Raw genomic sequence first — 24,516 nt, 5'->3', positions numbered from 1 at the left:
ATTAAAGCGTAGCCAGAGGGCCGCACCGCCGCACGGCAGTGCCTGACGCAGCGATAGAAGACTGAGAATCAATTCGTGGGCAAACGCATTTTAAGCATGATTTTTCTGTTGGGCTTTTGCCTGTCGGCCTGGAGCGCTACCACGTTAAAATTCACGCCGCGTTATGGTCTGGTTTCCCCTGAAGTGACGCTGAATGCAGAGAGCCAGCAGTGGCTAAAACGTCATCCGGTGCTGCGCGTCGGCGTATGGAGCCACACGTTACCGCCCTATTCGGTTGAATTTGAAGAGGATACCTTTGAAGGTCTGTCCGCCGACTATCTGGCCATCATCGCGAAAACGCTGAACCGCCCGGTCGAAGTTAAACGCTATAACACCCGTATCGATCTGGTTAACGCGCTCAATAACAAACAAGTCGATTTAATTCCTTACTACCCGCAAGCCGCGAATCACGAGACTAAATTGGCGCTGAGTATTCCCTATTCGCTGGCGCAAAGCGTGTTGATCAGCCGCCGTCAGGCAAAATTTGATCGTCAGCTGAATGACAGCCGCTATCGCCTGATGTACTACGGTGACGACGAACTCAAAGCGCTGCTGCATAAACGCTATCCCGAAGCGACCTTAGCGCCCGCCTCACCGCCGCTCTGGGCTTATACCGATACCGCGTTAACTGAAAACACCGTGTTCTGGAGTAACTCCGCTACTCACCGCTATTTGTCGCAGCGCGGCCTGCAAAACACCATTGAAGGACATAACACGCCTTACGTGAATGATGTCGATGCGCGCTTTGCTGCCCGCGCAGACAATCAATCGCTGATCAATTCCATCAATGAAATCCTCAAAAATATCCCGCTGCGCAACGCGGTACAAATCGCCGAAGCCTGGGGATTGGATTATCAGTCGGTGGTGAAGAACCATCCGCTCGATCTGAGCGAAGCGGAAGCGCGCTGGCTGGAGCAGCACCGCGATATCACGGTGAATTACGATCCTACCCATCTGCCTTTCACCTTTTTGGATGGCAAGCAGCGCGTCGCCGGACTGAGCGTCGATCTGCTGAACCTCATCTCGCAGCGCACCGGGATCCGTTTTCATTACAACGAGATGCATGGATTAAGCACCATGCGCGATGCGCTGGTTAATCAACGCGATTCACTGATCGTGGTGAGTGACGGCGCGTCAAAGCAGAGTCCGCATATTCAATACACGCGTTCTTACGTCTATTCGCCTTGGGTGGTGATGACCCGTAGCGACAGTCACTGGCGCAGCTTTGATGAGATGGCAGGCAAACGCATCGGCATCTACGAACGTTCTTACTATCGTTTTGATCTGCGTCGCCGCTGGCCAACCATCGATTTTAATGAAAATGCCGTATCGCTCGACTCTCTCGGGCAGCTGCAGGACAAGCAGGTTGACGGCTTTATCGTGCCCTACGAATCGGCGCAATATTTGCTGAATAACCACTTCAACGATCGCTTCAAAGTGGCGTTTGTAGCGCCGTTGCCGATGTTTCGCATGGCGATGGCCACCAACGTCGCGGATGAACATCTGAATTCAATCCTGAATAAAGCGCTGTCCGATATTCCGCAGCCAACCATGCAGTCGCTGATGGAGCGCTGGATCAAATACACGCCGCCCGCCACCAGCACCTCGTGGCAGAGCTATCGCAGTTACGTGCTGCGCATTGCTGCGGTGGCCGGTATTTGCCTGCTGTTTTTCCTGTGGCGTAACCATCTGCTGAAATCGTCGCTGGCGAAGCAGCGCCAGCACGAGCGCGAAATCAGCAACCAGCTGCACACCATCGAAACGCTGCTGGAGGATGTACACAAAGCAAAACGTGCCGCGCTGCGCTCCAGCGAGGCGAAAAGTACCTTCCTCTCGCATATGAGCCATGAAATCCGCACGCCGCTGGCGGCGCTGATTGGCCTGCTGGAGATCGAACACTTGGGTCAGAGCGACGAATCGCAGCGGCAAAAGAATATCGATCTGGCGTGGGAATCCTCACGTTCGCTGCTCTCGCTGGTCGGCGATATTCTCGACCTGGCGAAAATCGAATCCGGCCATTTCAGCATTCGTCATCAACCGATGTCGCTGAGCGATGTGGTGCACGACACCGAAGCGCTGTTCCGTCAGGTGGCGCATAACAAAGGGCTGTCGCTCAATGTGATGATAGAAATCGATCAGGATTGCGTGCTGTTTGATCCGGTGGCGCTGAAGCAAATCCTCGCCAATTTAGTGAGTAACGCCATCAAGTTCACCGCTCAGGGCGAAGTCGAAGTGGCGTTGTATCAGGCTGATAACAGCAAACCGGAATATGTTTTGGAAGTGTGTGATAGCGGGATTGGCTTAACGCCGGCGCAGCAACAGGCGATTTTTGAACCCTTTATTCAGGTCGAGCAAAGTACCAATCGCGTGAGCGGCACCGGACTTGGGCTCAATATTTGTCGCCGTCTGGCCGGCATGCTGGGAACGGAACTGCACGTTGAGAGCGAACCCGATGAGGGCAGCGTGTTTATGCTGCGCTTTGTCGCCCAGCCCGCCACGCTGATTGAAGCGCAAGTTGAGCCAGTTGATGAAAGTGAGCAAGTGTCACTGAGAATGCTGATTGTGGATGACAACGCCACCAATCGACAGCTACTGGCGCAACAGCTGCGTTACGCCGGACATCATGTGCTGGTGGCGGATGGCGGCGAAGCGGCGCTGGCGCTGTGGCGTGAACATGAAGTTGAGCGCGTGATCACCGACTGCAATATGCCCGGCATGGATGGCTTCGAATTTACCCGCCAACTGCGTATCGAAGAAAAACTGCTGAACCGCCGTGCGGTACCGATTTACGGCCTGACGGCGATGGCGGAAGAGCGCGTCGCGCAACTGGCGGCGCAGGCTGGCATGGATGGTTGCCTGTTTAAACCGCTGGAGCGCACGCAGCTGCTGAAAGTGGTGACGGGTGTAACAACCAGCCAGACACGTCCCGACACCTTACTCACGCTGGAAAATCTGGCAGCTAACGATCCACAAGCCTGGCGCGATCTGGTGACCACCGCACAGCAACAAAATGCGCGCGATCTGGCCCAGCTTCAGCAAGCCATTGAAGAAACCAATTTCGACGGCGCGCGCCACGCCGCCCATCGGCTGCTCGGCAGTGCCAAATTGCTGTATGCCGAAGAATTACAACAATGCTGTCTTGCCGCCGAGCAAGCCGCAGAGCGCGAAGACGCGGCCTTGCTGCAACAGCAGCTGCCAGCCATCGTCACGGCGATACAAGAGCTGGAAGCGATCTTCCAGCGCGCACTGGAAAATAATCCTGAAAATGAGGTGAGAAGATGAAAGAAGACGCCATTTGGCAAATTGCCGTATTAGACGATCATCCGCTGATCAGTAAAGCCATTCAGTATCGCTTGTCGCAGGAAGCGGATTTGGATCTCGCGGGCAGCTTCAGTCAGCGCCAGCAACTGATGACATTTTTACGCACGAATAGCGTCGACGTACTGGTACTGGATTACCTGCTGGGCGAGGACGAAATTGACGGTCTGCAAATGGTGAAACAGCTGCGCGTGCAGTATCCACAGCTGAAAATTTTAGTCTCTTCATCGGTGGAGAAACCGGCGATCGTCAAGCTGCTGCTTAAAGCCGGCGTGCATGGATTTGTCGGTAAAAGCCAGGATCAGGAAGTGTTGATCAAAGCGCTACATGAAGTGTGCCGTAACAAGCATTTTCTCAGTGCCGAGATGCTGTTAGAGATGGATAAGTTCGAGGAACACGATCGTGAGATGCATGATTACTTGCTGCCGCGTGAACTCGGCGATGACATTGCTGTGCTACTGCGTGAACTGAGCCCGCGCGAGCTGGAAGTAATTCGCTGCTACCTGGATGGCTTAAGCGTCACGCAGATCGCCGGTAAATACGCGCGCAGCCGCAAAACCATCAGCGGGCAAAAGCAGACCGCACTGCGCAAACTGGGGCTGCGATCCGATCTGGAATTGTTCAAATACAAAGAGCATTTCAGCGAGCTGGCGGTTCATCTTTGATCCAACCCAATGCGGATAAATTGTGTTCTGTGACGCGGATCAAGGCTTATTCGCCGCACCGCGCTGTCATGATGTTTACTAGAATGGTAGTTTATCAGTTATCACAGACACGATAACGGTGGATGACATTATGCAACTGACAATGCGTTGGTTTGGTCCGAAAGAAGATAAAGTTTCGCTGGAATATATTCGTCAGGTGCCGGGCGTGCGCGGCGTTGTAGGCGCGCTGTACGACGTGCCGGTGGGCGAAACCTGGCCGAAAGAGAAGATTAACGCGCTGGTTGAGCAGGTGCATGCCGCCGGGCTGACCGTGGAAGTGATTGAAAGCGTCAATATCCACGACGACATCAAAATCGGTCTGCCGAGCCGCGATCGCTATATCGAAAACTACAAGCAAAGCATCCGTAACCTGGCCGAGGTCGGCGTGAAGGTGATTTGCTACAACTTCATGCCGGTGTTCGACTGGATGAAAACCGACATGAACTACGTGCTGCCAGACGGCTCGCTCACCATGGCGTTTGAGAAGAAAGGCATCGATAAGAGCCTCGACGAGGTGGTGCAGGAAGTGCTGGGCAACTCCAACGGTTTTGCCCTGCCGGGCTGGGAACCGGAACGTCTGGCGAAAGTGCAGGATCTGTTTGCCCAATACAAAGATGTTGATGACGCTAAGCTGCGTGAAAACCTCGCTTACTTCCTGAAAGCGGTGATACCGGTGTGTGAAGAAGTGGGCGTCAAGATGGCGATCCACCCGGACGATCCACCGTATTCGATCTTCGGCCTGCCGCGCGTGGTGAAGAACCGCGACGATCTCGACTGGATCTGTAACGTGGTCGATTCCGAAGCTAACGGCATCACGCTGTGTACCGGATCGATTGCCGAAGATCCGAATAATGATGTGTACGGCATTCTGGCCGAGTTCTCGCGCCGCAAACGCATTCCGTTCGCGCATGTGCGTAACATCAAGATTATTCAGGATAAAGATTTCTACGAGTGCGCGCACCCAACCGAATACGGTTCGCTGGATATGTATAAAGTGCTGCAATCGATGTATGACAACGGCTTCGATGGCTACATCCGTTCAGATCACGGCCGCTTTATCTGGGGCGAAACCGGCCGTCCGGGCTACGGTTTGTACGACCGCGCGCTGGGCACCACGTATCTGCTGGGATTGTGGGAAGCGTTGGGTAAGCGCTGAGTTTTACGCGGTGCGCATAAATGCGCACCCTACGAAAAACGCGCCAATCCTTTGTAGGGTCGCCATTCATGGCGACCTTTTCACATTAATCTCACCGCACAACCTGGCAAACTCTCTTTCCCCACTTGCCGTTAAATATATACAGTTAAACTGTACATATTCAGCGGAGACTCACCATGTCAGAACAAAACAAAGCCGTTGTACGTCACTTCAATCAGCAGGTGATTACCGAAGGCGATCGCCAGGCTTTCGATCAACTCGTCGGCGAAAACTTCATTAACCGCTCAGCGCCAGCCGGCGCGCCCAGCGATCGCGAAAGTCTCTGGCACACCTTCGATCAGATCCTGCGCCCCGCTTTCTCCCATCTGCAGGTGCACATTGAAGATCAAATCGCCGAGCGCGATTGGGTTACAACGCGCAAAACCATTAGCGGCGTCCACAGCGGATCGCTGATGGGCATCGCGCCCACCGGTTTAGCTGTGACGATCGCGGTGATCGATATGGTGCGAATTGAAGAGGGAAAATACGCGGAACATTGGGGCATGAACACGCTGGCGGCAGTGATGACGCAGCTAAAGCAGTTTGCGTAACGCAGCCAGCCCTTTTTGCAGATCGTCGCGATCCTGCTGGTCAAGTGTTTCGCTGATGCGCGCCGCAATCCAGTCGGTACGCTGTTGACGCGCCGCCGCCAACGCAGCGCGTGCTTGATCGCTCAGCACAATCACCTGCGCCCGTGCGTCCTGCGCGCTTTTTTGCCGCAGCACCAAACCTTGCGCCTCCAGCTCATTTACCACCAAACGCATACTTTGATGTTTCACGCCGCGCAGCCGCGCGAGATCGGCGATGGAGAGCGCGTCGTGGCTATCGAGCAGATCTAAGGTTTCATATTGCGAGGTGCGCACGGTCGCGGTGCTGACGCGCACGTTACGCACCAAGTGGCTAACCAGCTGACGGAGCTCTTCCGCCAGCTGCTGGGTTGCAATTTCAGTGCTCAAAGGGGCGATTCCTGCGCGCTATCGTTGTTGCATTATATGAAGGTGCGCATGAATGCGCACCCTACGAAAACCTTTCCAAACAACAGTAGGGTCGCCATTCATGGCGACCGTTTTACGTCTAACTGACGGGCATCAGGAAACCTATTGCCAGGCTTTAAACAACAAACTGGCATTCACGCCGCCAAAGCCAAAACCGTTGGATAGCGCATAGGTCATCGCCGTCGGCTGTGGTTTCAGCGCCACCAGATTCAGCCCAACGGCCGCTTCATCCGGATGCTGCAGATTGAGCGTCGGCGGAGCAACCTGATCGCGCAGCGCCAGAATCGAGAAGATCGCTTCTACGCCACCCGCCGCACCGAGCAGATGTCCGGTGGCCGATTTGGTGGAGGTGATCGCCACCTCGCTGCCAGCAAACAGCGAGCTAATTGCTGCCAGTTCGCCCTTGTCGCCGACCGGCGTCGACGTAGCATGCGCATTGATATGCTGCACCTCGCTCGCGATAATGCCCGCCTGTGCCAGCGCGGTTTCCATCGCCCGGCGTGCCCCTTCACCATTTTCCGGGCCGGCGGTGAGATGGTAAGCGTCAGCGCTGGTACCGTAACCCACCAACTCCGCCAGCGGTATCGCGCCGCGCGCCTGCGCATGTTCCAGCGACTCAATCACCAGCAATCCCGCGCCCTCGCCCATCACAAAACCGTCGCGATCGCGGTCAAACGGACGTGAAGCCTGCTCGGGACGATCGTTAAAGCCGCCCGACATCGCTTTCGCTGCGGCAAATCCGGCCAGGCTCACGCGATGGATCGCCGCTTCGGTGCCGCCGCACAGCGCAATATCCGCTTCGCCGCTGCGAATCAGCCGTGCCGCATCGCCAATCGCCTGTGCACCCGCCGCGCAAGCCGTCACTGGCGCGCCAATCGGCCCACGAAAACCGTGCGCAATCGAAACGTGTCCGGCGGCCAGATTGGCGAGGAACGAAGGAATGGTAAATGGCGACAAGCGACGTGGCCCACGCTCGGCGGTGGTTTCAACCGCATTGGCGATTTCGTTAAAGCCGCCGATGCCGGTGGCGATCACCGTGGCGGTGCGCTGCTGCGGTGCGCTGTCCTGCGGGAACCAGTTGGCCTGCGTCAGCGCTTCATGCGCCGCCACCAGCGCGAACTCAATAAAGCGATCCATTTTCTTGCGATCTTTGGCGGCGATAATGCCGTCGGGATTAAAACCGTGCTGGGGATCCTGCTCCAGCGTCGGCACCTGTCCCGCGACTTTGCAGGCGATATCCTGCACCATCTCCGGCGGCAAGGCGCTGATGCCCGATTTTCCCGCCAGCAGCGACTGCCAAACCGCTTCCGTGCCACAGCCAAGCGGCGATACCAGCCCCATGCCGGTAATGACAATTCGTTTCATTTTTCACTCCTTAATCTGCAGATATTCGCGCGTCGACGTTATGATTGCGGCTGGTTTAGCGGCGGCGGCGCAAATCGCTGGGTGTTATCTCCAGCGCGTTTTTTCTGCAGATAATCATGGCGATAGTGCATCATCGGCTCCGCTGCCGGGCCGGGCACCATCTGATATTTATCCAGCGTCAGCGGCTGGCCGTTTTCGCTATCGACCAGCTGCATCTTCACCGGACGCTGCGTGGCGCTTTCCACCAGTTGCATCTGGCGGCCTTCCGGCGAGAAATGGGTGCTGCCCCACTCGGTGAGCGCCAGAATCACGCCGCGAAAATCGCGACCGACAGCCGTCAGGTGATATTCGAAGCGCGCCGGGCTGGTGCTGTAACACACCTTCTCCAGCAAGCCATCGTCCACCAGCTCTTTCAGCCGCCGCGACAAAATGTTGGGCGCCACGCCGCTGCTTTTCTGGAACTCATCGAAGCGGGTAAAACCGGCCAGCGCATCGCGCATGATCATTATGCTCCAGCCATCGCCAATGCGCCCAAGGCTACGCGCGATAGGACAAGGCATGTTGTAGAGCGGTTGGTTTTTCAAGGTTGGCTATCCCACATCGGTTTGATGGCGGATACTGTTGCAGAGTGACTTTCATTTTGCAAGTAACTTGCAGAATGAAAGTGACTTGACGGTGGTTTCTTTGCGCAATAAATTGCGCCGCTACGGTTGGGCGCACTTGATCGTAGCGGCGCGATTTATCGCGCGGATTTGGTCAGGTCCGTACCCGCAACGCCGCCTCAATCTTGTCGGCGATCTTAGTCACCACATACGCAATCACCATGTAGAACACCACCGCCACCAGGAAGGCTTCGAGGTAGTAGAAATTCAGCGCCGCCGTCAACTGCGCCTGGGCAAAGATATCCACCACTTCGATGGCAAACGCCAGCGACAGCGCTTTCATGATCACCATAAAGGCGTTAGCCAAATCGGGAATCGCCGCCACGATAATCTGCGGGAACATTACGCGGCGGAACAGCTGGCCGCCGCTGTAACCGAGCGACAGCGCTGCATCCGATTGTCCACTATCAAATGAGTTGAGCGCGCCCTTCCACACTTCCGCCTGAAACGCCGCGACGCAGGCGCTCAGGGCGACGATGATGATCACCCAGTTCGGCAGCGAGTGCGCATTCACTTTCACGCCAAACAGCGTGGCGACGAAGTCCAGCGCCGGTGGCAAACCGTAATAGGCGAGGAAAATCACCACCACCATCGGTACGCCTTTAAAGGCAATCTTGTAAGCGATCACCAACTGGCGCAGCACCGGAATGCGGCGATGTTCAATAAAGGCAAACAGCCCGCCGAGCAGCGTTGAGCAGATAAACACCGTCACCGCCATCAGCAGCGTCACCGGCACCGCATCGAGAATGCTCCAGAAGTCCGGCAGCAAAACCTCAAGATCAAACATGGTTTCTCTCCCTTATCAGACGCTGGTGAATTTGACGCGTGCAGCGGTTTTCGAGCTGTACTTCGCGTGACGTTGTTCGAAGAAACGGATAATCAACCACGCCACGCCGCACAGCAGCGAATAGAGCACCGCCAGCACCAGATAGGTACCGAACTGATATTGGTTGTAGTCGCGTTCCATGATCAGATGCGCAGTCGCCATCACATCCGCCGCACCGATGTACATCACCAGCGCCACGTTATGAATCAGATAGATAATCGCATTGCCGTAACCCGGCAGCGCATAGTGCACCGCTTGCGGACCGACAATACGCAGCATTTTCTGGCGGAAGCTGTAGCCCATGCTGTCGGCGGCGTCGTGCTGGCCGCTCTCCACGGCGAGAAACGCCGGACGCATCACTTCCGACAGATACCCGCCGTGATACAGGCTCAGGCCAATCATCGCCGCGATGTTGGCGGTGACAAAATCGCTGAAACCAAACTGCTCGGCCACCAGCGGCAAGCCATAAAACGCGACAAACAGCTGCAGCACCACCGGCACGCTGCGCGCGTACGAGACATATAAATCCACAAACTGGCTGATGACCGGGATGCGGCGCACGCGGAATACGGTGGCGATCAGCGCCAGGAAGAACCCGACGATCATCGCGACAAACATTATGCCAAGCGTCAACGGCAGCGCCGAGAGCAGCTCGGGAATCATCGAAGTCAGATTCACGGTGAAACACTCCTGCTAAAAAAGAGCCGGTGAATGCGGCGTAAGGGCGGCCTTCGGCCCGCCCTTTTCAACGCATCATCGAGCACGGTGAATCTCTTACTTCATGTACTTCGTGACGTCTTCGCCAAACCACTTCTGCGCCAGCTTATCCAGCGTGCCGTCCGCTTTCAGCTGCTGCAGCGTTTTGTTGATGTCATCGTTCAGCGCCTGGTTCTCAGCAGAACGGTGAATCAGCACGTAAGTGTTGTTGATGGCAACCGGCTCGCTGGCTTTGATCGCCAGTTTCTGGTTGTCGATCACCGTTTGCTCGCCGAGGTTCGAAGGCAGGATCAGCGCATCATATTTGCCACGCTGCACCTCTTTCAGACGATCCGGATAAGGCACGCCAGCGCTTGAGGCTTTGATCTCAACTTTGTCGTTCGGATTTTCCTGCTGCCACTGCGTCACGAATTTGTACACGCCGCCGCCCGCGGTAACCGGCACGATGTTCTTGCCGACCAGATCTTTCATGCCGTTAATGGTGCTATCGCTGCGGCTGTAGATCTTCATCAGGCTGGCACCGATCGGTGCATCCGGGATCAGGAACTGTTTGCTGCGCGTTGGCGCTTTGTAATAACCGCCGGTCGCCATGTCATATTTGCCGGTGGCGAGGCCGGTTTCCTGGGCGATATCCGCCGCACCTTCCATCACGAATTTGTACTGCGGCAGTTTGGCGTTGATGGCTTTCAGCACGTCCGGCTCGTAGCCCTGCGGCTCGTGACCAATCGCGCCCCACGACAGCGGTTTAGATTCCGCTGCGGTAGCAATTTTGATGGTGCGGACCGCGTCGGCGAAGCTGTTACCGCTGATGAGCGCCAGCGCGATGATGCCAGGCGCGGCCAGGCGACGTAAGGTGGTTTTGATTGCAGGCATGTCGTTGATTCCTTTAATTATTAGAATACGCGTTCTGAATTGAGGAACTGAGCGAGTCGCGGCAGGGTTGGATTATCAAACATCTCAGTCGGGCTGCCCTGCGCGGCCACCACGCCCTGATCCATAAAGACGATGCGGTTCGAGATACTTTTGGCGAACTGCATTTCGTGCGTCACCAGCAGCGAGGTAATGCCGGAAGACGCCACATCTTTAATCACTTTCAGCACCTCGCCCACCAACTCCGGATCGAGCGATGAAGTCGGTTCATCAAACAACATCACATCAGGGCGCACCGCCAGCGCGCGGGCGATGCCGGTACGCTGCAGCTGACCGCCGGAAAGCTGCGACGGATAGTGATCGAGTTTGGCGCCCAATCCGACGCGCTCCAGCTCCTGCACGGCGATATCGCGCGCTTGCTGTTTGCTTTTGCGTTGAATGACGATCAGCGGATCCATCACGTTTTCCAGCACCGTCATGTTTTTGAACACGTTGAACTGCTGGAACACCATCGCGGTGCGCAGGCGGATCGCCTGGATCGCCGCTTTATCCGGTGACTGATAATCCATGCGGATCTGATCGAGCTGAATGGTGCCCGACGCCGGTTTCGCCAGATAGTTAATGCAGCGCAGCAGCGTGGTTTTGCCGGTGCCGCTTGGCCCGATGATCGACACCACATCGCCGCGTTTCACCGACAGATCGACACCTTTCAGGATCGGCGTGCTGCCGTAAGAGAGCTTAATATCGTTGAGTTCTAACATGCAGCAGCCCTTATTTGTTCAGATCAGCATGGCCAAGCACATGCATCAGACGGTTGGCCCAGCCAAAAATGGCGATGGCGTGGATCAGATCGATAATCTCCTGATCGTTCATGCCGACCGCGCGCAGTGCTGCCATATCTTCGGCGCTGGCTTTTGACGGCGTCACCGACAGGCGCCGGGCAAAACGGTAGATCGCCGCATCACGCTCGCCGAGCACATCCGCACGATCAAAATAGATGGCGCTCACCACCGCATCACTTTCGGCCAGCTGCGCATGGCGACGCGCATGCACCACCGCGCAATATTTGCAGCCGTTGACGATCGACGCGCCCAGCGCGCCGAGTTCACGATCCGCGCGATCCAGCCCGCCATCGACATACATAATGGCGTTGAACAGTACGGTACGCGCCACGTAGCTGTCGGGATCGTGCGCTAACGTGCGCACATATTCGGAAATCTTCTTATTCGATGGCGTCACTTTCATCGCATCGAGCTGCGCGGGCGTGGCCTCTGCCACCTCAACCGGCGCGATATACGGATGCCAGTGCAGCGGCTTGAGATTAACCGACGGAATCATGCAGACCTCAACAAACGTAATCCGGCCGCGACGCGCGTTTGGAAGTTAACAAAAGCGATCAGCTCGGAGAGCGCCACAATCTGCGGATTGCTCATTCCGGCCTGCTCCAGCAGGCGAATGTGCTGCTCGGTGGCGTTCATCGGCTGCTGGGTAACAAGATCGGCGTGGCGCGCAAGGGCTGCCAGCGGTTCTGGCAGATCGCGTGCGCCTGCCGCCAGCGCCAGCAGCGCCTCTGACGGCTGCAACGCCGCCAGCTGCGTCTGATAATCCTGTTGCAGCGCGGCATCGTTATTCAGCTGCGCCATGCGCTGCGCCAGCGCAAAACGTACATCCGCCGCTAAGCCCTGATCGTCCTGCGGTGCCAGCACCGAGAGGCGGCACTGTTCCGCGCCGTCAACAAATTCCGGGCGCAGGCGGCGCGTGCCGTACAGCGCATCTTCAGCGTTTAAGCCGACTGCGCGATCAATTGCGTCACTCACTGCGCGTTCTCCTGGTTGAGTAAGGGCGTGGAATCCACCCATTCATCGCCCTGCAATTCAGGGGTGTCAAAAGCCTGTAAGTTGGCGTAATGCTGCTCGACGTCTTCGGCAAACAGCGAAGCGGTGATACCGCGCACCAGACGATCGGCACCGGCGCTCACCGCCGGAATATCGCCGGAGACTTTGCCGTGCGTCAGCATCGCGGCATCGTTAAAGCAGTGAATGTGCGCCAACAGCGGACATGCGCCTGGCGTCAGTTCGCGGAATTCAAAGGCGGGGCCGAGATCCGGCGCTTCCAGCAGATTGGCACGCGGCGCGCCCATTTGCGGCTGATAACGTCCGTCGCGCCAGCTGCGGATATGCGGTGCCAGCGCGGCAAACTCCGGGCGGCCGTGGAAATCGTTGCTAAAGCCGGTGGCCGCAATGAGGTAGTCGTAGCACAGCGCGCCTTGCGTGGTTTCGATCAGCAGGCCATCGGCCTCTTGCTTAACCGCTTTGATGCCGCAATCAAGCAAGAAGCGAGCATTGGCATGACGCGATACGCGCAGCGTCGAGGAGCGCGGCGGCGGCGTTTGCGTGGTGGCGGTGTAATCGACAAACTTCCACTTCCACGCGTCCGGCAACTGATGCATGCCGTGCACCACGCCCTGACTGCCGATGCCGGTCATTTTGTTGATGCGCGGCATCTGCTTACGACGAATCAAAAGATCCACCGCGCCCGCGCCGTTTTCCAGTGCGGTGGCGGCGTTATCCATCGACGATGCGCCCGCGCCAATCACCGCGATGCGTTTGCCTTTTAGGGCTGAGAAATCAATGTCGTCGGCGGAGTGCGCCCAGAACTGGCGGTCGATACCTTGCAGGAAATCCGGCACGGCGAAGCCGCCAAGACCAGAACGTCCGGTGGCCAGCACCAAACGGCGAGTGTAAATGCGGCCGGTTTCGGCACCGCTAACATCGAGCGCAATCAGATCGCCAGCAAAGCCAATATGGGTGACGCGCACATTGTTGCGCACCGGCAGATTCAGCACCTTGCGATACCAAATCAGGTAATCCATCCACTGCGCTTTGGGAATTTTATCCAGCGCTTGCCAGGCTTCTTTGCCCCACTGCGCGGTGAACCACGCGCGGAACGTCAGTTGCGCCATGCCGAGCGCCGGGCCGTGCAGGGATTTCGGTGAACGCAGCGTTTCCATGCGCGCAAAGGTCACCCACGGACCTTCCAGCCCGGCGGGTGCGGCGTCATACGCCACCACATTGCTGATGCCGCTGAACTGCAATTTCGCCACCGCCGCCAGCCCGCACATGCCCGCGCCGATCACCACCACATCACGCACGGGTGCGCCATCCTGCGTGCGCTCGGGCACCCAGGATTTCGCGGGCAGTTCAAGATATTCCAGATCCTGCTGAAGCTGAGCTTCCAGCGCGGCAAGGCCATCGGCGGCATAAGTCATACACGTTTTCCCAGAAATAAGCGGCGGCCAGAGTGCGGACGAAACCACCAAAGCGCGTTAGTGACTAAGCATTTCCATTATCCTGATAACACATAGTTAATGGTTAATAATCACTAAATCACATAGTAAGAGCTAAGGCTTCGCATAATCCTCTTGCCCTAAAACAGAGTCAATAATCGCGCTCAGCTTTTGACCAATGGATTTCTTATATCTTATGCCGGAAATGTTATAAGGCTTTTAAGAGAAGATTTTTCATACGCTGGCTGATGACTTAGATCACGCACATTCCGTAGCGGCGCGATTTATCGCGCAATAAATTGCGCCGCTACAAAATACGATTTGAGAAAGATGTTTAATCCTGATTAATCAACCGCATAATACGCGGATGTTCGCTGGCGGGCAGACGCTCAAATCCCGGCAGCAAATCGGCGGCAGCGCTGGCTAACGCCTCCACCAGCGCCTGCGCGGCAGTGGAAATCTGTCTTCCCTGCGGCGTAATCACGCCAAAATAATAAGGAATATCCTCCTCGATTGGACGGATCGCCACACCGGCTAGCGGCATGCCCCAACCGGTGACCGGTTCGAGGATTGCCACGCCCAGCCCGGCGCGCACGCAGCCAAGAATATTGGCGGAAGAGTTGGTTTCGATGGTTTCGTGCAGCGGCGTTTTGACTTTTTTCAGCGCTTTTTCGTAGCGTCCGCGCAGTCGCTGCGGGCTCCACGGCGCAATCAAACGGCGTCCCGCCAGGCTGCTCAACGACAGCTGAGAGTGCGCCGCCAGCTCGTCATTCTCCGGCAGCGCCACCACGCACTGTGATTGCCCAATCCAGTGCAACTCCACCGCGTGATGCTCCAGCGGCAGACTGCATAAACCGAGATCGGCTTCGGCGGTGATCACCGCATGCGCCGTCTGCACCGCCGATTCGCTGATGATCTGCACTTTGTTCTGCAGGTTCAAGGCGGCCAGCGCCTGCGGCAGCAAACCCGCCGCCAATGCCGGCGTGGCGGCGATGCTCAGCGGACGATGCTGCTGATGGGCGATCTCCTGCGCGCGCAGGCGAATCTGCTGCAGCGAGAGCAGCGCTTTCTGCACGTATTGATGCAGCTGCAGCGCCTCTTCCGAAGGATGAATGCGCGGCCCGTTGCGGATAAAAAGCGGATAACCCAGCGATTGTTCCAGCTCCTGAATCAAACGCGACACCGCCGGCTGCGAGCGATTGAGCGCCTTCGCCGCCGCCGTGACGCTACCGGCAGAGATCACCGCCGAGAAGGCTTCCAGCTGCCGCAAATCCAGGTCGTTTAAAATGGTCATCGCGCGATTTTTCCCTAACTCATTGATCGTTCCCGACATTGGCGCGGGAAAGTTTTCATCATAGAGAGAGTCGTGGGAATTAGCCACAGGGTGGAAAGTGCGCTTTGCCCCTCACCCTAACCCTCTCCCGCAGGCGGGAGAGGGTTAGGGTGAGGGAAATCACAACTTCTCCGTCAGCTCACGCTGATGCTCACGCAACAGGCGCAGCATCTCGCGCAGAAACCGATCTTCGTTGCCCTTCTGCCAGGCAATGCTCAATGGCAAACCTTTAATCTGCTCCGGCAGATCCAGCGCGATATAGCGCACGCTGTCGCTGTTCATGGTGCGATACGAAGCCGGCACCACCGCCAATCCTAAACCGGCAGCAACCAGGCTCAGAATGGTTTGTTTCTCTTCGGCAAACTGCGCGATGTGCGGTGTGAATCCCGCCAGTTTAAACAGGCTCATGGTGAGATCGTGACTGTGCGGGCGTGTGCGCCGGTCTGGAATGATCATCGCTTCGTGTTGAAAATCAGCCACCGCCACCCGTTCACGCTCCGCCAGCGCATGCTGAATCGGCACCGCCAGCACGCAGCTTTCGCGGGTGATAAAGCGCACCGCTAATGACGCATCAATACTTTGCGGCTCGCGAATAAAAATCATATCCAGCCAGCCCGACTTTAATTTCGGGATTAAATTAATGGTTTTGTCTTCAATAATATGAATATCGCTGTGCGGATGCAGTGGAACAAATAAATTAAGTAACGCCGGAACTAATCCACGCGCGGCACTATCAATTGCGCCAATACGTAATGTGCGACGTTCATCTTTTAATCCCACTTTAAAACGTTTCGCCAGCGCATCAAATTGATCGATTAATTTGCTGGCGTCGTCAAAAAAGAGCGCGCCTTCGGCAGTTAATGAAACATTACGCGTCGATCGATTTAACAGACGCACGCCGAGGTCCTCTTCCAGTAAACGAATGAAGCGAGAAAGTGACGCAGGCATCATTTCCATCTTTTGTGCGGCGCGGCCAAAATGCAGTTCTTTACCTACCGCAACAAAGCAACGCAATTGATTTATATCCACATTCCCCTCACCCGTTGATTATGCAAATAGTTTATATAATCCACATCTGATGATAAGCCAAAGCAAAACTGCATACTGAACTCGATTACAAAAAAATAACACCACCCTACACAATCTGGAGCACTTTAATATGAACTCTCACCTCGAAAAAAGGGTGATGCGTAAAGTGACGTTACGCATTGTGCCCTTCATCATGCTGCTCTACTTCATCGCTTTTCTCGATCGCGTCAATATTGGTTTTGCTGCATTAACCATGAATCAGGATTTAGGTTTCTCGCCCACGGTATTTGGCTTTGGTGCCGGGATCTTTTTCCTCGGTTATTTTCTGTTTGAAGTGCCGTCGAATTTAATTCTGCATAAAGTCGGCGCCCGCATCTGGATTGCGCGCGTCATGATCACATGGGGATTGGTTTCCGGCTGCATGGCATTTGTGCAGGGCACCACCAGCTTCTATCTGCTGCGCTTTCTGCTTGGCGTAGCGGAAGCCGGTTTCTTCCCCGGCATCATCCTCTATCTCAGCTACTGGTTCCCGGCGGCGAAACGTGCGCAGGTCACCGCCATCTTTATGGCTGCCGCGCCGCTCTCCACCGCGCTGGGATCGCCCATCTCCGCCGCCTTGCTGGAGATGCACGGCCTGCTGGGCTTTGCCGGTTGGCAGTGGATGTTCGTGCTGGAGGCGATTCCGGCGCTGCTGTTCGGCATCGTGGTGCTGTTTTACCTCACCGATCGCCCGGCAAAAGCCAAATGGCTTACTGATGAGGAGCGCGCATGGCTGGAAACCACCATGCAGGCCGAAGAGCAGGCGCGCGCCGTGAAAAATAGCCACAGCAGCGCATGGCGCGGACTGATGGATAAACGGGTGTTAGCGCTGGCGCTGGTCTATTTCGGTACGTCGGCAGGTTTGTACACGCTCGGCATCTGGTCGCCACAGATCATCCGCAGCTTTGGCGCATCCTCGATGGAGATTGGTTTCCTTAATGCCTTCCCGGCGGTGATTGGCGTGATCGGCATGATCCTGTGGGCACGCCACTCCGACCGCACCAAAGAGCGCAGCTGGCATGTAATTGCCGCCTGTTTACTGGCAGCGGCCGGACTGATTTATGCCGGTAATGTCAGCACGCTGTTTAGCGTGATTATCGCCCTGACACTGGTCACCGTTGGCATCAGCGCCTCAAAACCGCCGCTGTGGAGCATGCCGACGTTGTTCCTGAGCGGTCCCGCAGCGGCGGCGGGCATCGCCACCATCAACTCGATCGGCAACCTTGGCGGTTTTGTCGGCCCGATGATGATTGGCGTGATCCGCCAACAAACCGGCAGCTATACGTGGGGCCTCTATTTTGTTGCCGGGCTGCTGGTGCTATCGGCGATTGTGGTTCTGATTCTCTCTGCCCGCGGCAAAACACCGCACCCCGCAGAACTTGCTCATCCTCATACACATTGATCTAACTGGAGAAACACCATGCGTAACTACTCGATTGCCGCCATTCCCGCAGACGGTATTGGCCCGGAAGTGATCTCTGCTGGCGTGGAAGTGCTGCATGCGCTGACGCGCCACGATCCGCAACTGAAATTTGCGGTGCAAACCTTTGACTGGGGCTCGGATTACTACAAGCAACACGGCGTGATGATGCCGGAAGATGGCCTGCAAACGCTGAAGACGTTTGATGCGATTTATTTTGGTGCGGTCGGCGCGCCAGACGTGCCGGATCACATCACGCTGTGGGGTTTGCGTTTGCCGATTTGTCAGGGCTTTGACCAGTACGCCAACGTGCGTCCGACCAAAATTCTGCCGGGCGTCACTTCACCGCTGCGCAATCGCGGCCCGGGCGATCTCGATTGGGTGATTGTGCGGGAAAACTCAGAAGGCGAATATTCCGGTAACGGCGGCCGCGCGCATCGTGGTTTGCCGGAAGAAGTCGGTACCGAAGTGGCGATCTTCACCCGCGTTGGCGTGACGCGCATTATGCGTTATGCCTTCAAACTGGCGCAGTCGCGTCCACGCAAGCTGCTGACGGTGGTCACCAAATCCAACGCCCAGCGTCACGGCATGGTGATGTGGGATGAGATTGCCGCCGAAGTGGCGCAGGAGTTCCCGGACGTGCAGTGGGACAAAATGCTGGTGGATGCGATGACGCATCGCATGACGCTGCATCCGCAGAGCCTCGACACCATTGTCGCCACTAACCTGCATGCCGATATTCTGTCGGATCTGGCCGGAGCGCTGGCGGGCAGTTTAGGCGTGGCGCCCACCGCCAATATCGATCCTGAACGTCGCTTCCCGTCGATGTTCGAACCGATTCACGGCTCAGCGTTTGATATCACCGGCAAAGGCATCGCCAATCCGATAGCCACGTTCTGGACAGCGGTGCAGATGCTGGAGCATCTCGGCGAACACGACGCAGCGGCGCTGATTATGCAAGGCATTGAATATGTCTGCGCTCAGGGCATTTTGACACCGGATGTGGGCGGCACAGCGAATACCGCTGAGGTAACGCGTGCGGTGGTGGAGTTTATTGAGGCGAAAGCTACCGTGGCAGAAGCCATCTGATTTTATCCAGTGCGTATCCTGTCATCGCACATTCCGTAGCGGCGCGATTTATCGCGCAATGAATTGCGCCGCTACGACTCATGCATTCTGTGATTTTGATTTGCACCTGCTGCGCTTTTCATTAAAAGTCTTTGCATCCTTCTGTTTTCGCAGGACCTCGCATGATCGACTCAGGCAGAGAAGCCAGACCGAATTCCTATCGCACCATGCTGTTAGCGTTGTTGGTCGCCGTGACCTTCTTTATGGAAAACCTCGATGCCACGGTGATCACCACCGCGATTCCGCAGATGGCGCGCGACTTCGCTTCCAGCCCGGTGGCGCTGAACATTGGCGTCAGCGCCTATTTACTGGCGGTCGCAGTGTTCATTCCGATGAGCGGCTGGCTGGCGGAGCGCGTTGGCGCACGTACGGTATTCGCTAGCGCGATCCTGATTTTCACCCTCGCCTCAATCCTGTGTGGCTTAAGCGACACGCTCGCCATGTTCACGCTGAGCCGCATTCTGCAAGGCATTGGCGGCGCGATGATGGTGCCGGTGGGTCGCATGGTGGTACTGCGCGTCACCGAAAAAAAGGAGATGGTGAAAACCATCGCCTTTATTACCTGGCCGGGTTTGATTGCGCCGGTGCTCGGCCCGCCGCTGGGCGGTTTGATTGTCACCTACGGGCATTGGCCGTGGATTTTCTGGCTCAATATTCCGCTCGGCATCCTCGCCATTATCGCCACCGCTTATCTGGTGCCGCAGTTCAAAAGCGAACAGCTGCGGCCGTTTGATGTGCGCGGCTTTGTGCTTACCGCCACCGCCTGCACCTCATTAATTATCGCGCTCGAAGCGCTCGGGCAGATGCATCTCAATGTTGGCATTCCGTTGCTGCTGCTGGGCGTGCTGTGCAGCTGGCTGGCGTATCGTCACAGCTTCCGCCATGCGCAGCCGCTGCTGCCGTTTAGCGCGATGAAAATTGCCACCTTCCGTAATGCGGTGATTGGCGGCTCGTTCTTCCGCGCCTCGATCAACGCGGTGCCCTATTTGCTGCCGCTGCTGTTTCAGCTGGGTTTTGGCTGGAGCGCGGCGCAGGCCGGTGCGATGGTGCTGTGGGTATTTGCCGGAAATCTGGCGATGAAGCCAGCGACAACCTGGTTAATGAAGCGCTGGGGCTTTCGTCGTGTGTTGATGATCAACGGCGTGATCAGCCTCGCGGCAATGCTCGGCTGCTTGCTGCTCACGCCGTCGCTGGGCTACTTCGCGATTGCCACGATTCTGTTTATTGGCGGGCTGTCGCGCTCATTGCAGTTCAGCTGCTACAACAGTTTGGGCTTCGCCGATGTGCCGCAAAACAAGATGAGCGATGCCTCGGTGGTGTTCAGCATCTTCTTCCAGTTCAGCATGAGCGCGGGTATCGCGCTGGCGGCGCTGTTCCTGCGCGCATCCATGTTGTGGCAGGAGCATAGCGAAATTGCGCAAAGCGATATTCATATCGCCTTCGCCGGCGTGGCATTGTTGGTGCTGCTGTCGCTATTTGACGTAACGCGACTGGAGAAAAATGCCGGTGCGCAGGTGCTGGTAAAATAATCCCAACGCACTATTTACCGTTAAAAAGGGTAAATAGTGCGCTTCGCTTAAAAATAATCACTTTCACATAAGCAATTATATTTTTCAAACCCCTTTTAAGATAATGGCTAATAACACAATAGTTAATCAACCTTATGTAAAAACAGAAACATCAGGAATGCTGATTCATTTCATCACATTGAAAGAGAAATATTATAAAGACGAAGCGGCAATATATTTTCATCAAATAGAAAATCATGCAAAGATAATTATTATCACTCCTCATTCACCCCCTTCCCGATAGAAAAATTCCTTAACAATATCAAGGGTGATGAGATAACTCCTAATTAGCGCTTGTTGTGCGTTAGGCTTTAACGACTAACCTTAAGTAGTAAGTGAAATATGCGTTAACACCCTTTATCTGAGGTATTCATTATGACAACACCACGTGGCGGCTCTGGCAATTTTGCCATGGACCCGGAAAGAGCCCGCGAAGCGGGTAAAAAAGGCGGCCAATTAAGCGGCGGCAATTTTCGCAATAATCCAGAACGTGCGATTGAAGCGGGACGAAAAGGCGGTAAAAAAAGCCGTCGAGTCGTCGATAAATCTCCCGCATAACGTTATTGCGGCTGGCCGGTAATTCGGCAACAGCCGCAGTATCCTTTTATTTATTTGTCAGGAAAATATTATGAGCCACAACAGCGAAGAGCACTTTCTCGATTGGGTAAAAGATGCCCATGCCATGGAAAAACAGGCTGAAAGCATGCTGGAAAAAATGGCCTCGCGCCTTGAACACTATCCCGACCTTAAGCTGCGTATTGAACAGCATATTGTTGAGACCCGTGAACATCAGACGCTGGTGCAGAGCGTGATTGATCGCTACTCCACTTCCCAATCGGTATTGAAAGATCTCGCCGGCAAAATCTCCGCTTTCGGTCAGTCGATTGGCGGCGTGATGGTGGAAGATGAAGTGGTGAAAGGCGCGATCAGTGGCAACGTGTTTGAGCACCTTGAGATTGCCAGCTACACCTCACTGATTGCGGCGGCGCAGCATCTCAACGATCACGAAAGTGCCGATATCTTCTCGCGTATCCGCGAGCAGGAAATCGCCATGGCCGACTGGACCTTGACGCATTTGCCTGACGTGACCGAACAGTATCTGATTCGCTCCGCTACGCCGGGCGTTGAAGCCAAGAAGTAACTCCTGCACGATTCTTCCATTTTTCGCAACAATGACTTCGCTAACCCGGCTATTCTGCCGCTAAATTGTCTGTGCGAACCTTATGGCAAGGCTCGGGATTATCCCGAGCAACACCTAAGGAACCGCAATATGAAACTCTATCACTTCCCGCTTTCTGGTCATGCTCACCGCGCACGTCTGTTCCTGTCGCTGCTGGATTTACCGCATGAAGTCATCGATGTCGATCTCAAATCTGGCGAAAACAAAACGCCGGAATTCCTCGCCATGAATCCGTTTGGTCAGGTGCCGGTGCTGGAAGATGACGGCGTGTTTATTGCCGATTCCAATGCCATTCTGGTCTATCTGGCGAAGAAAACCGGTCGCAGCGAATGGCTGCCGGAAGATGCGCAGGGCGCGGCGGCGGTACAGCGCTGGCTCACCGTGGCAGCCGGTGATATCGCCTTTGGTCCAGCCGCGGCGCGTTTGATTACCGTGTTTGGCCGCCCGTTCAATCCAGAAGAGGTGATTGCCCGCGCGCATCTGGTGCTGTCACGCATTGAAGAGCATCTCGAAGGCCGCGAGTGGCTGGTTGGCGATCACCCGACAATCGCCGACGTCGCGCAGTACAGCTATATCGTGGGTGCGCCAGAAGGCAATGTCGATCTCTCTGGCTATCCGGCGGTGAACGCGCTGCTGCGTCGCATCGAAGCGCTGCCGGGCTTTGTGCCCTTCCCTCAAACTGCGGCTGGCCTGCGCAGCATCGCCTGAGTCCACCATCATGAGCAAGAAACTGCCGGTTTGGCATCAGGGTGAAATTGCGCTTCAGCAACAGGCGGGCGTGGCGGAGCGCATGGCGGACGTCGGCCAGCGCGTGATCCGCGATCACATGCCCGATCAACATCGCGACTTCTACGCGCAGCTGCCGTTTATTGTGGCGGGCAGCGTGGATGCGCACGGCGATGCGTGGGCGACGCTGCTGGAAGGCCAACCCGGTTTTATCTTCTCGCCCAATGCCACCACGCTGGATATCGAGGCGCGTCCGCACGCAAGCGATCCAGCGGCGGCGGGCATGCAGGATCGCGCGCCGGTTGGGCTGCTCGGCATCGAACTGCACACGCGGCGACGTAACCGCATGAACGGCGTGCTGCAGGCGATTGGCGGTGGTTTTCGCGTGCAGGTGGAACAGAGTTTTGGCAACTGCCCGCGCTATATCCAGCTGCGCGACTTTCACTTTGCGCACCATCCCGCCGAACCTTATCGCGGTGAGGTGGAAACCCTGAGCGCGCTGGATGATGCCGCCCGCGCCACCATCGCCGTGGCGGATACCTTCTACGTCGCCACCTATGCCGAACGCCAGGTTGATGCCTCGCATCGCGGCGGTAAACCGGGTTTCGTGCGCGTCAGCGAAGATGGCCTGCTGACCATTCCCGACTTTAACGGCAATCTGTTTTTCTCCACGCTCGGCAACATTCACCAGAATGGCAAAGCGGGATTGCTGTTTGTCGATTACGCCAGCGGCGACACGCTGCAACTGAGCGGCGATGCCGAAGTGATTCTCGACTCGCCCGAGATCGCCGCCTTTCAGGGTGCCGAGCGGCTGTGGACGTTTCGCCCGCGCCGTATTGTGCGTCGTCGTGCCGCCCTCGCCTTGCGCTGGTTAACGCCGCCGGATGGCGTCGCACCCAGTTCGCTGATGACCGGCGACTGGCAAGCCGCCGACGAACGCCTGCGTGCAGCGGATCTGGCATCGCGCTGGCGTCCGTTCAAGGTGGTTAAGGTGGTGGATGAAAGCGCCACGATCCGCTCGTTTCATTTAATGCCGGATGATGGCGCGGGTTTATTGCCGCATCTGGCCGGTCAACATCTGCCGATTCGTCTGCACTTGCCCGGTAGCGATAAGCCGTTGATGCGCGCCTATACGCTTTCGGTCGCGCCGTCGGAGAATTTTTACCGCATCAGCGTCAAGCGCGATGGCGTGGTTTCGCGTTACCTGCACGATCATCTCCACACCGGAGATACGCTGGAAGCGCGTGCGCCGGCGGGTGATTTTACTATCGACGCCAGCGAACCACGTCCGGCAGTGCTGCTTGCCGCTGGCGTGGGCATCACGCCGATGTTGGCGATGCTGCGCCATCTGATTTACGAAGGAGAGCGAAAACAGCGCCTGCGCCCCACGTTCCTGTTCCAGTCGGCGCGCAGCAAAGCCGAGCGCCCTTTCGTGCGCGAACTCGACCAGTTGCTGGCGGCGGCGCACGGCGCGGTGAAGCTGGTGCGCGTGCTGAGCCAGACGGCGGACGCAGAACCGGATGTTGATTACGACTTCGCCGGCCGCATCGATATGCCGCTGCTCTCGCAGGTGCTGCCGTTTAACGATTACGACTTCTATCTGTGCGGTCCGCCGCAATTTACCCAGGCGCTGTACGACGGGCTGCGCGCCTTGAATATCGCCGACGCTCGCATTCACGCCGAAGCCTTTGGGCCGTCGTCACTGCAGCGCACCAATGATATTGTTAAAGAAGAAAAACCGCTGTTGCCCGTAGCAACCCAATCGGTGCCGGTGAGGTTTATGGATTCACTGAAAGAGGCGCGCTGGACGCCGGATGCCGGTTCGCTGCTGGAGCTGGCGGAAGCGCGTGGCCTGAGCCCGGCGTATAGCTGTCGTGCCGGACATTGCGGCAGCTGTAAAACCAAACTGCTGCAAGGCGCGGTGACTTACCCAACGCCACCAAGCGCGCAAGTGGCGGATGATGAAGTGCTGATCTGCTGCGCGCGGCCGGCGCAACAGGAGGATGAGGTGCAGGCGATTCAGCTGGCGCTGTAGCTTGTACTCAATCATAAAGTAATTTATTACTCTTCAGGTTTTGTATTAATTACTTTAGTGAGCTGTAGTGGCACACTGAAT

Annotated in this window: 23 protein-coding genes; 11 read left to right on the top strand and 12 right to left on the bottom strand. The window is 56.5% G+C overall.

The window, feature by feature from the left end:
- Positions 1 to 96 precede the first annotated feature (96 nt).
- The 4 genes from HX773_RS10780 to HX773_RS10765 all read left to right on the top strand — a co-directional run bounded on the left by HX773_RS10780 (position 97) and on the right by HX773_RS10765 (position 5,807).
- Positions 97 to 3,321: a transporter substrate-binding domain-containing protein gene (locus HX773_RS10780; RefSeq protein ID WP_218168222.1), complete on the top strand. Its 3,225-nt coding sequence runs from the start codon at positions 97 to 99 to the stop codon at positions 3,319 to 3,321.
- Positions 3,318 to 4,022, top strand: coding sequence for a response regulator transcription factor (locus tag HX773_RS10775; protein ID WP_176971504.1), 705 nt, complete (start codon positions 3,318 to 3,320; stop codon positions 4,020 to 4,022). The genes HX773_RS10780 and HX773_RS10775 overlap by 4 nt, the downstream gene beginning before the upstream one ends.
- Positions 4,023 to 4,152: 130 nt before the next feature.
- The gene (gene uxuA, locus HX773_RS10770; protein ID WP_176971503.1) at positions 4,153 to 5,217 is read left to right on the top strand and encodes a mannonate dehydratase; all 1,065 of its coding nucleotides are present in this window, start codon (positions 4,153 to 4,155) and stop codon (positions 5,215 to 5,217) included.
- A 176-nt stretch (positions 5,218 to 5,393) separates the two neighbouring features.
- A complete protein-coding gene (locus tag HX773_RS10765) occupies positions 5,394 to 5,807 on the top strand; it encodes an ester cyclase (protein WP_176971502.1) in 414 nt (137 codons plus the stop codon).
- Here HX773_RS10765 and HX773_RS10760 read toward each other — a convergent pair.
- From HX773_RS10760 to HX773_RS10705, 12 genes are all read right to left on the bottom strand, one after another.
- A complete protein-coding gene (locus HX773_RS10760) occupies positions 5,790 to 6,212 on the bottom strand; it encodes a MarR family winged helix-turn-helix transcriptional regulator (RefSeq protein WP_176971501.1) in 423 nt (140 codons plus the stop codon). The genes HX773_RS10765 and HX773_RS10760 overlap by 18 nt on opposite strands.
- A gap of 141 nt (positions 6,213 to 6,353) precedes the next feature.
- Positions 6,354 to 7,616, bottom strand: a complete 1,263-nt coding sequence (gene fabF / locus HX773_RS10755; RefSeq protein ID WP_176971500.1) for a beta-ketoacyl-ACP synthase II — start codon at positions 7,614 to 7,616, stop codon at positions 6,354 to 6,356.
- 38 nt (positions 7,617 to 7,654) lie between these two features.
- Positions 7,655 to 8,200, bottom strand: a complete 546-nt coding sequence (locus tag HX773_RS10750) for a helix-turn-helix domain-containing protein (protein WP_176971499.1) — start codon at positions 8,198 to 8,200, stop codon at positions 7,655 to 7,657.
- A 172-nt stretch (positions 8,201 to 8,372) separates the two neighbouring features.
- Complete coding sequence (locus HX773_RS10745; protein WP_176971498.1) at positions 8,373 to 9,065, bottom strand: amino acid ABC transporter permease; 693 nt, start codon at positions 9,063 to 9,065, stop codon at positions 8,373 to 8,375.
- A gap of 15 nt (positions 9,066 to 9,080) precedes the next feature.
- Complete coding sequence (locus HX773_RS10740; RefSeq protein ID WP_154155525.1) at positions 9,081 to 9,767, bottom strand: amino acid ABC transporter permease; 687 nt, start codon at positions 9,765 to 9,767, stop codon at positions 9,081 to 9,083.
- A 111-nt stretch (positions 9,768 to 9,878) separates the two neighbouring features.
- Positions 9,879 to 10,694 (bottom strand): transporter substrate-binding domain-containing protein, encoded by an 816-nt coding sequence (locus HX773_RS10735; protein ID WP_176971497.1) that lies wholly within the window; start codon positions 10,692 to 10,694, stop codon positions 9,879 to 9,881.
- Positions 10,695 to 10,714: 20 nt separating this feature from the next.
- Positions 10,715 to 11,452, bottom strand: coding sequence for an amino acid ABC transporter ATP-binding protein (locus HX773_RS10730; RefSeq protein ID WP_154155227.1), 738 nt, complete (start codon positions 11,450 to 11,452; stop codon positions 10,715 to 10,717).
- A gap of 10 nt (positions 11,453 to 11,462) precedes the next feature.
- The gene (locus HX773_RS10725) at positions 11,463 to 12,029 is read right to left on the bottom strand and encodes a peroxidase-related enzyme (protein ID WP_176971496.1); all 567 of its coding nucleotides are present in this window, start codon (positions 12,027 to 12,029) and stop codon (positions 11,463 to 11,465) included.
- Positions 12,026 to 12,508 carry a hypothetical protein gene (locus HX773_RS10720; protein ID WP_176971495.1) on the bottom strand — a complete coding sequence of 161 codons (483 nt, stop codon included), beginning with the start codon at positions 12,506 to 12,508 and terminating at the stop codon, positions 12,026 to 12,028. Before HX773_RS10720 ends, HX773_RS10725 begins: the two co-directional genes overlap by 4 nt.
- Positions 12,505 to 13,959, bottom strand: coding sequence for an NAD(P)-binding domain-containing protein (locus HX773_RS10715; protein ID WP_176971494.1), 1,455 nt, complete (start codon positions 13,957 to 13,959; stop codon positions 12,505 to 12,507). Before HX773_RS10715 ends, HX773_RS10720 begins: the two co-directional genes overlap by 4 nt.
- Before the next feature lie 352 nt (positions 13,960 to 14,311).
- Complete coding sequence (locus tag HX773_RS10710) at positions 14,312 to 15,271, bottom strand: LysR family transcriptional regulator (protein ID WP_176971493.1); 960 nt, start codon at positions 15,269 to 15,271, stop codon at positions 14,312 to 14,314.
- A 159-nt stretch (positions 15,272 to 15,430) separates the two neighbouring features.
- Positions 15,431 to 16,339, bottom strand: a complete 909-nt coding sequence (locus tag HX773_RS10705) for a LysR family transcriptional regulator (RefSeq protein ID WP_176971492.1) — start codon at positions 16,337 to 16,339, stop codon at positions 15,431 to 15,433.
- Positions 16,340 to 16,469: 130 nt separating this feature from the next.
- Here HX773_RS10705 and HX773_RS10700 point away from each other — a divergent pair, with 130 nt between their 5' ends.
- The 7 genes from HX773_RS10700 to HX773_RS10670 all read left to right on the top strand — a co-directional run bounded on the left by HX773_RS10700 (position 16,470) and on the right by HX773_RS10670 (position 24,435).
- Positions 16,470 to 17,780: an MFS transporter gene (locus tag HX773_RS10700; RefSeq protein ID WP_176971491.1), complete on the top strand. Its 1,311-nt coding sequence runs from the start codon at positions 16,470 to 16,472 to the stop codon at positions 17,778 to 17,780.
- A gap of 18 nt (positions 17,781 to 17,798) precedes the next feature.
- Entirely contained in the window at positions 17,799 to 18,887 is a 1,089-nt protein-coding gene (locus tag HX773_RS10695; RefSeq protein WP_176971490.1) for a tartrate dehydrogenase, read from the top strand.
- A gap of 161 nt (positions 18,888 to 19,048) precedes the next feature.
- Positions 19,049 to 20,455 (top strand): MFS transporter, encoded by a 1,407-nt coding sequence (locus HX773_RS10690; protein WP_176971489.1) that lies wholly within the window; start codon positions 19,049 to 19,051, stop codon positions 20,453 to 20,455.
- 414 nt (positions 20,456 to 20,869) lie between these two features.
- Entirely contained in the window at positions 20,870 to 21,052 is a 183-nt protein-coding gene (locus tag HX773_RS10685; RefSeq protein ID WP_110867269.1) for a general stress protein, read from the top strand.
- Between the two features lie 70 nt (positions 21,053 to 21,122).
- Positions 21,123 to 21,635, top strand: a complete 513-nt coding sequence (locus tag HX773_RS10680) for a ferritin-like domain-containing protein (RefSeq protein ID WP_176971488.1) — start codon at positions 21,123 to 21,125, stop codon at positions 21,633 to 21,635.
- A gap of 129 nt (positions 21,636 to 21,764) precedes the next feature.
- Positions 21,765 to 22,382 (top strand): glutathione S-transferase family protein, encoded by a 618-nt coding sequence (locus HX773_RS10675; protein ID WP_176971487.1) that lies wholly within the window; start codon positions 21,765 to 21,767, stop codon positions 22,380 to 22,382.
- Positions 22,383 to 22,392: 10 nt separating this feature from the next.
- Positions 22,393 to 24,435, top strand: a complete 2,043-nt coding sequence (locus HX773_RS10670) for a pyridoxamine 5'-phosphate oxidase family protein (RefSeq protein WP_176971486.1) — start codon at positions 22,393 to 22,395, stop codon at positions 24,433 to 24,435.
- Positions 24,436 to 24,516: the final 81 nt, after the last annotated feature.

Origin of the sequence: Pantoea sp. B9002 (assembly GCF_013385945.1) — a bacterium.
In the GTDB taxonomy this organism is placed as follows: Bacteria; Pseudomonadota; Gammaproteobacteria; order Enterobacterales; family Enterobacteriaceae; genus Pantoea.
The sequence above is the reverse complement of the archived record's forward strand: the minus strand, read 5'-3'. Positions and strand labels throughout refer to the sequence as shown.

What these genes read in the sequence shown, in the direction of transcription:
- HX773_RS10715 (WP_176971494.1), bottom strand. Translation starts at nt 13,959, where the DNA reads ATGACTTATGCCGCCGATGGCCTTGCCGCGCTGGAAGCTCAGCTTCAG.
- HX773_RS10700 (WP_176971491.1), top strand. Translation starts at nt 16,470, where the DNA reads ATGAACTCTCACCTCGAAAAAAGGGTGATGCGTAAAGTGACGTTACGC.
- HX773_RS10730 (WP_154155227.1), bottom strand. Translation starts at nt 11,452, where the DNA reads ATGTTAGAACTCAACGATATTAAGCTCTCTTACGGCAGCACGCCGATC.
- HX773_RS10675 (WP_176971487.1), top strand. Translation starts at nt 21,765, where the DNA reads ATGAAACTCTATCACTTCCCGCTTTCTGGTCATGCTCACCGCGCACGT.
- HX773_RS10765 (WP_176971502.1), top strand. Translation starts at nt 5,394, where the DNA reads ATGTCAGAACAAAACAAAGCCGTTGTACGTCACTTCAATCAGCAGGTG.
- HX773_RS10735 (WP_176971497.1), bottom strand. Translation starts at nt 10,694, where the DNA reads ATGCCTGCAATCAAAACCACCTTACGTCGCCTGGCCGCGCCTGGCATC.
- HX773_RS10695 (WP_176971490.1), top strand. Translation starts at nt 17,799, where the DNA reads ATGCGTAACTACTCGATTGCCGCCATTCCCGCAGACGGTATTGGCCCG.
- HX773_RS10780 (WP_218168222.1), top strand. Translation starts at nt 97, where the DNA reads ATGATTTTTCTGTTGGGCTTTTGCCTGTCGGCCTGGAGCGCTACCACG.
- HX773_RS10685 (WP_110867269.1), top strand. Translation starts at nt 20,870, where the DNA reads ATGACAACACCACGTGGCGGCTCTGGCAATTTTGCCATGGACCCGGAA.
- HX773_RS10745 (WP_176971498.1), bottom strand. Translation starts at nt 9,065, where the DNA reads ATGTTTGATCTTGAGGTTTTGCTGCCGGACTTCTGGAGCATTCTCGAT.
- HX773_RS10710 (WP_176971493.1), bottom strand. Translation starts at nt 15,271, where the DNA reads ATGACCATTTTAAACGACCTGGATTTGCGGCAGCTGGAAGCCTTCTCG.
- HX773_RS10670 (WP_176971486.1), top strand. Translation starts at nt 22,393, where the DNA reads ATGAGCAAGAAACTGCCGGTTTGGCATCAGGGTGAAATTGCGCTTCAG.
- HX773_RS10680 (WP_176971488.1), top strand. Translation starts at nt 21,123, where the DNA reads ATGAGCCACAACAGCGAAGAGCACTTTCTCGATTGGGTAAAAGATGCC.
- HX773_RS10775 (WP_176971504.1), top strand. Translation starts at nt 3,318, where the DNA reads ATGAAAGAAGACGCCATTTGGCAAATTGCCGTATTAGACGATCATCCG.
- HX773_RS10725 (WP_176971496.1), bottom strand. Translation starts at nt 12,029, where the DNA reads ATGATTCCGTCGGTTAATCTCAAGCCGCTGCACTGGCATCCGTATATC.
- fabF (WP_176971500.1), bottom strand. Translation starts at nt 7,616, where the DNA reads ATGAAACGAATTGTCATTACCGGCATGGGGCTGGTATCGCCGCTTGGC.
- HX773_RS10740 (WP_154155525.1), bottom strand. Translation starts at nt 9,767, where the DNA reads ATGATTCCCGAGCTGCTCTCGGCGCTGCCGTTGACGCTTGGCATAATG.
- HX773_RS10690 (WP_176971489.1), top strand. Translation starts at nt 19,049, where the DNA reads ATGATCGACTCAGGCAGAGAAGCCAGACCGAATTCCTATCGCACCATG.
- uxuA (WP_176971503.1), top strand. Translation starts at nt 4,153, where the DNA reads ATGCAACTGACAATGCGTTGGTTTGGTCCGAAAGAAGATAAAGTTTCG.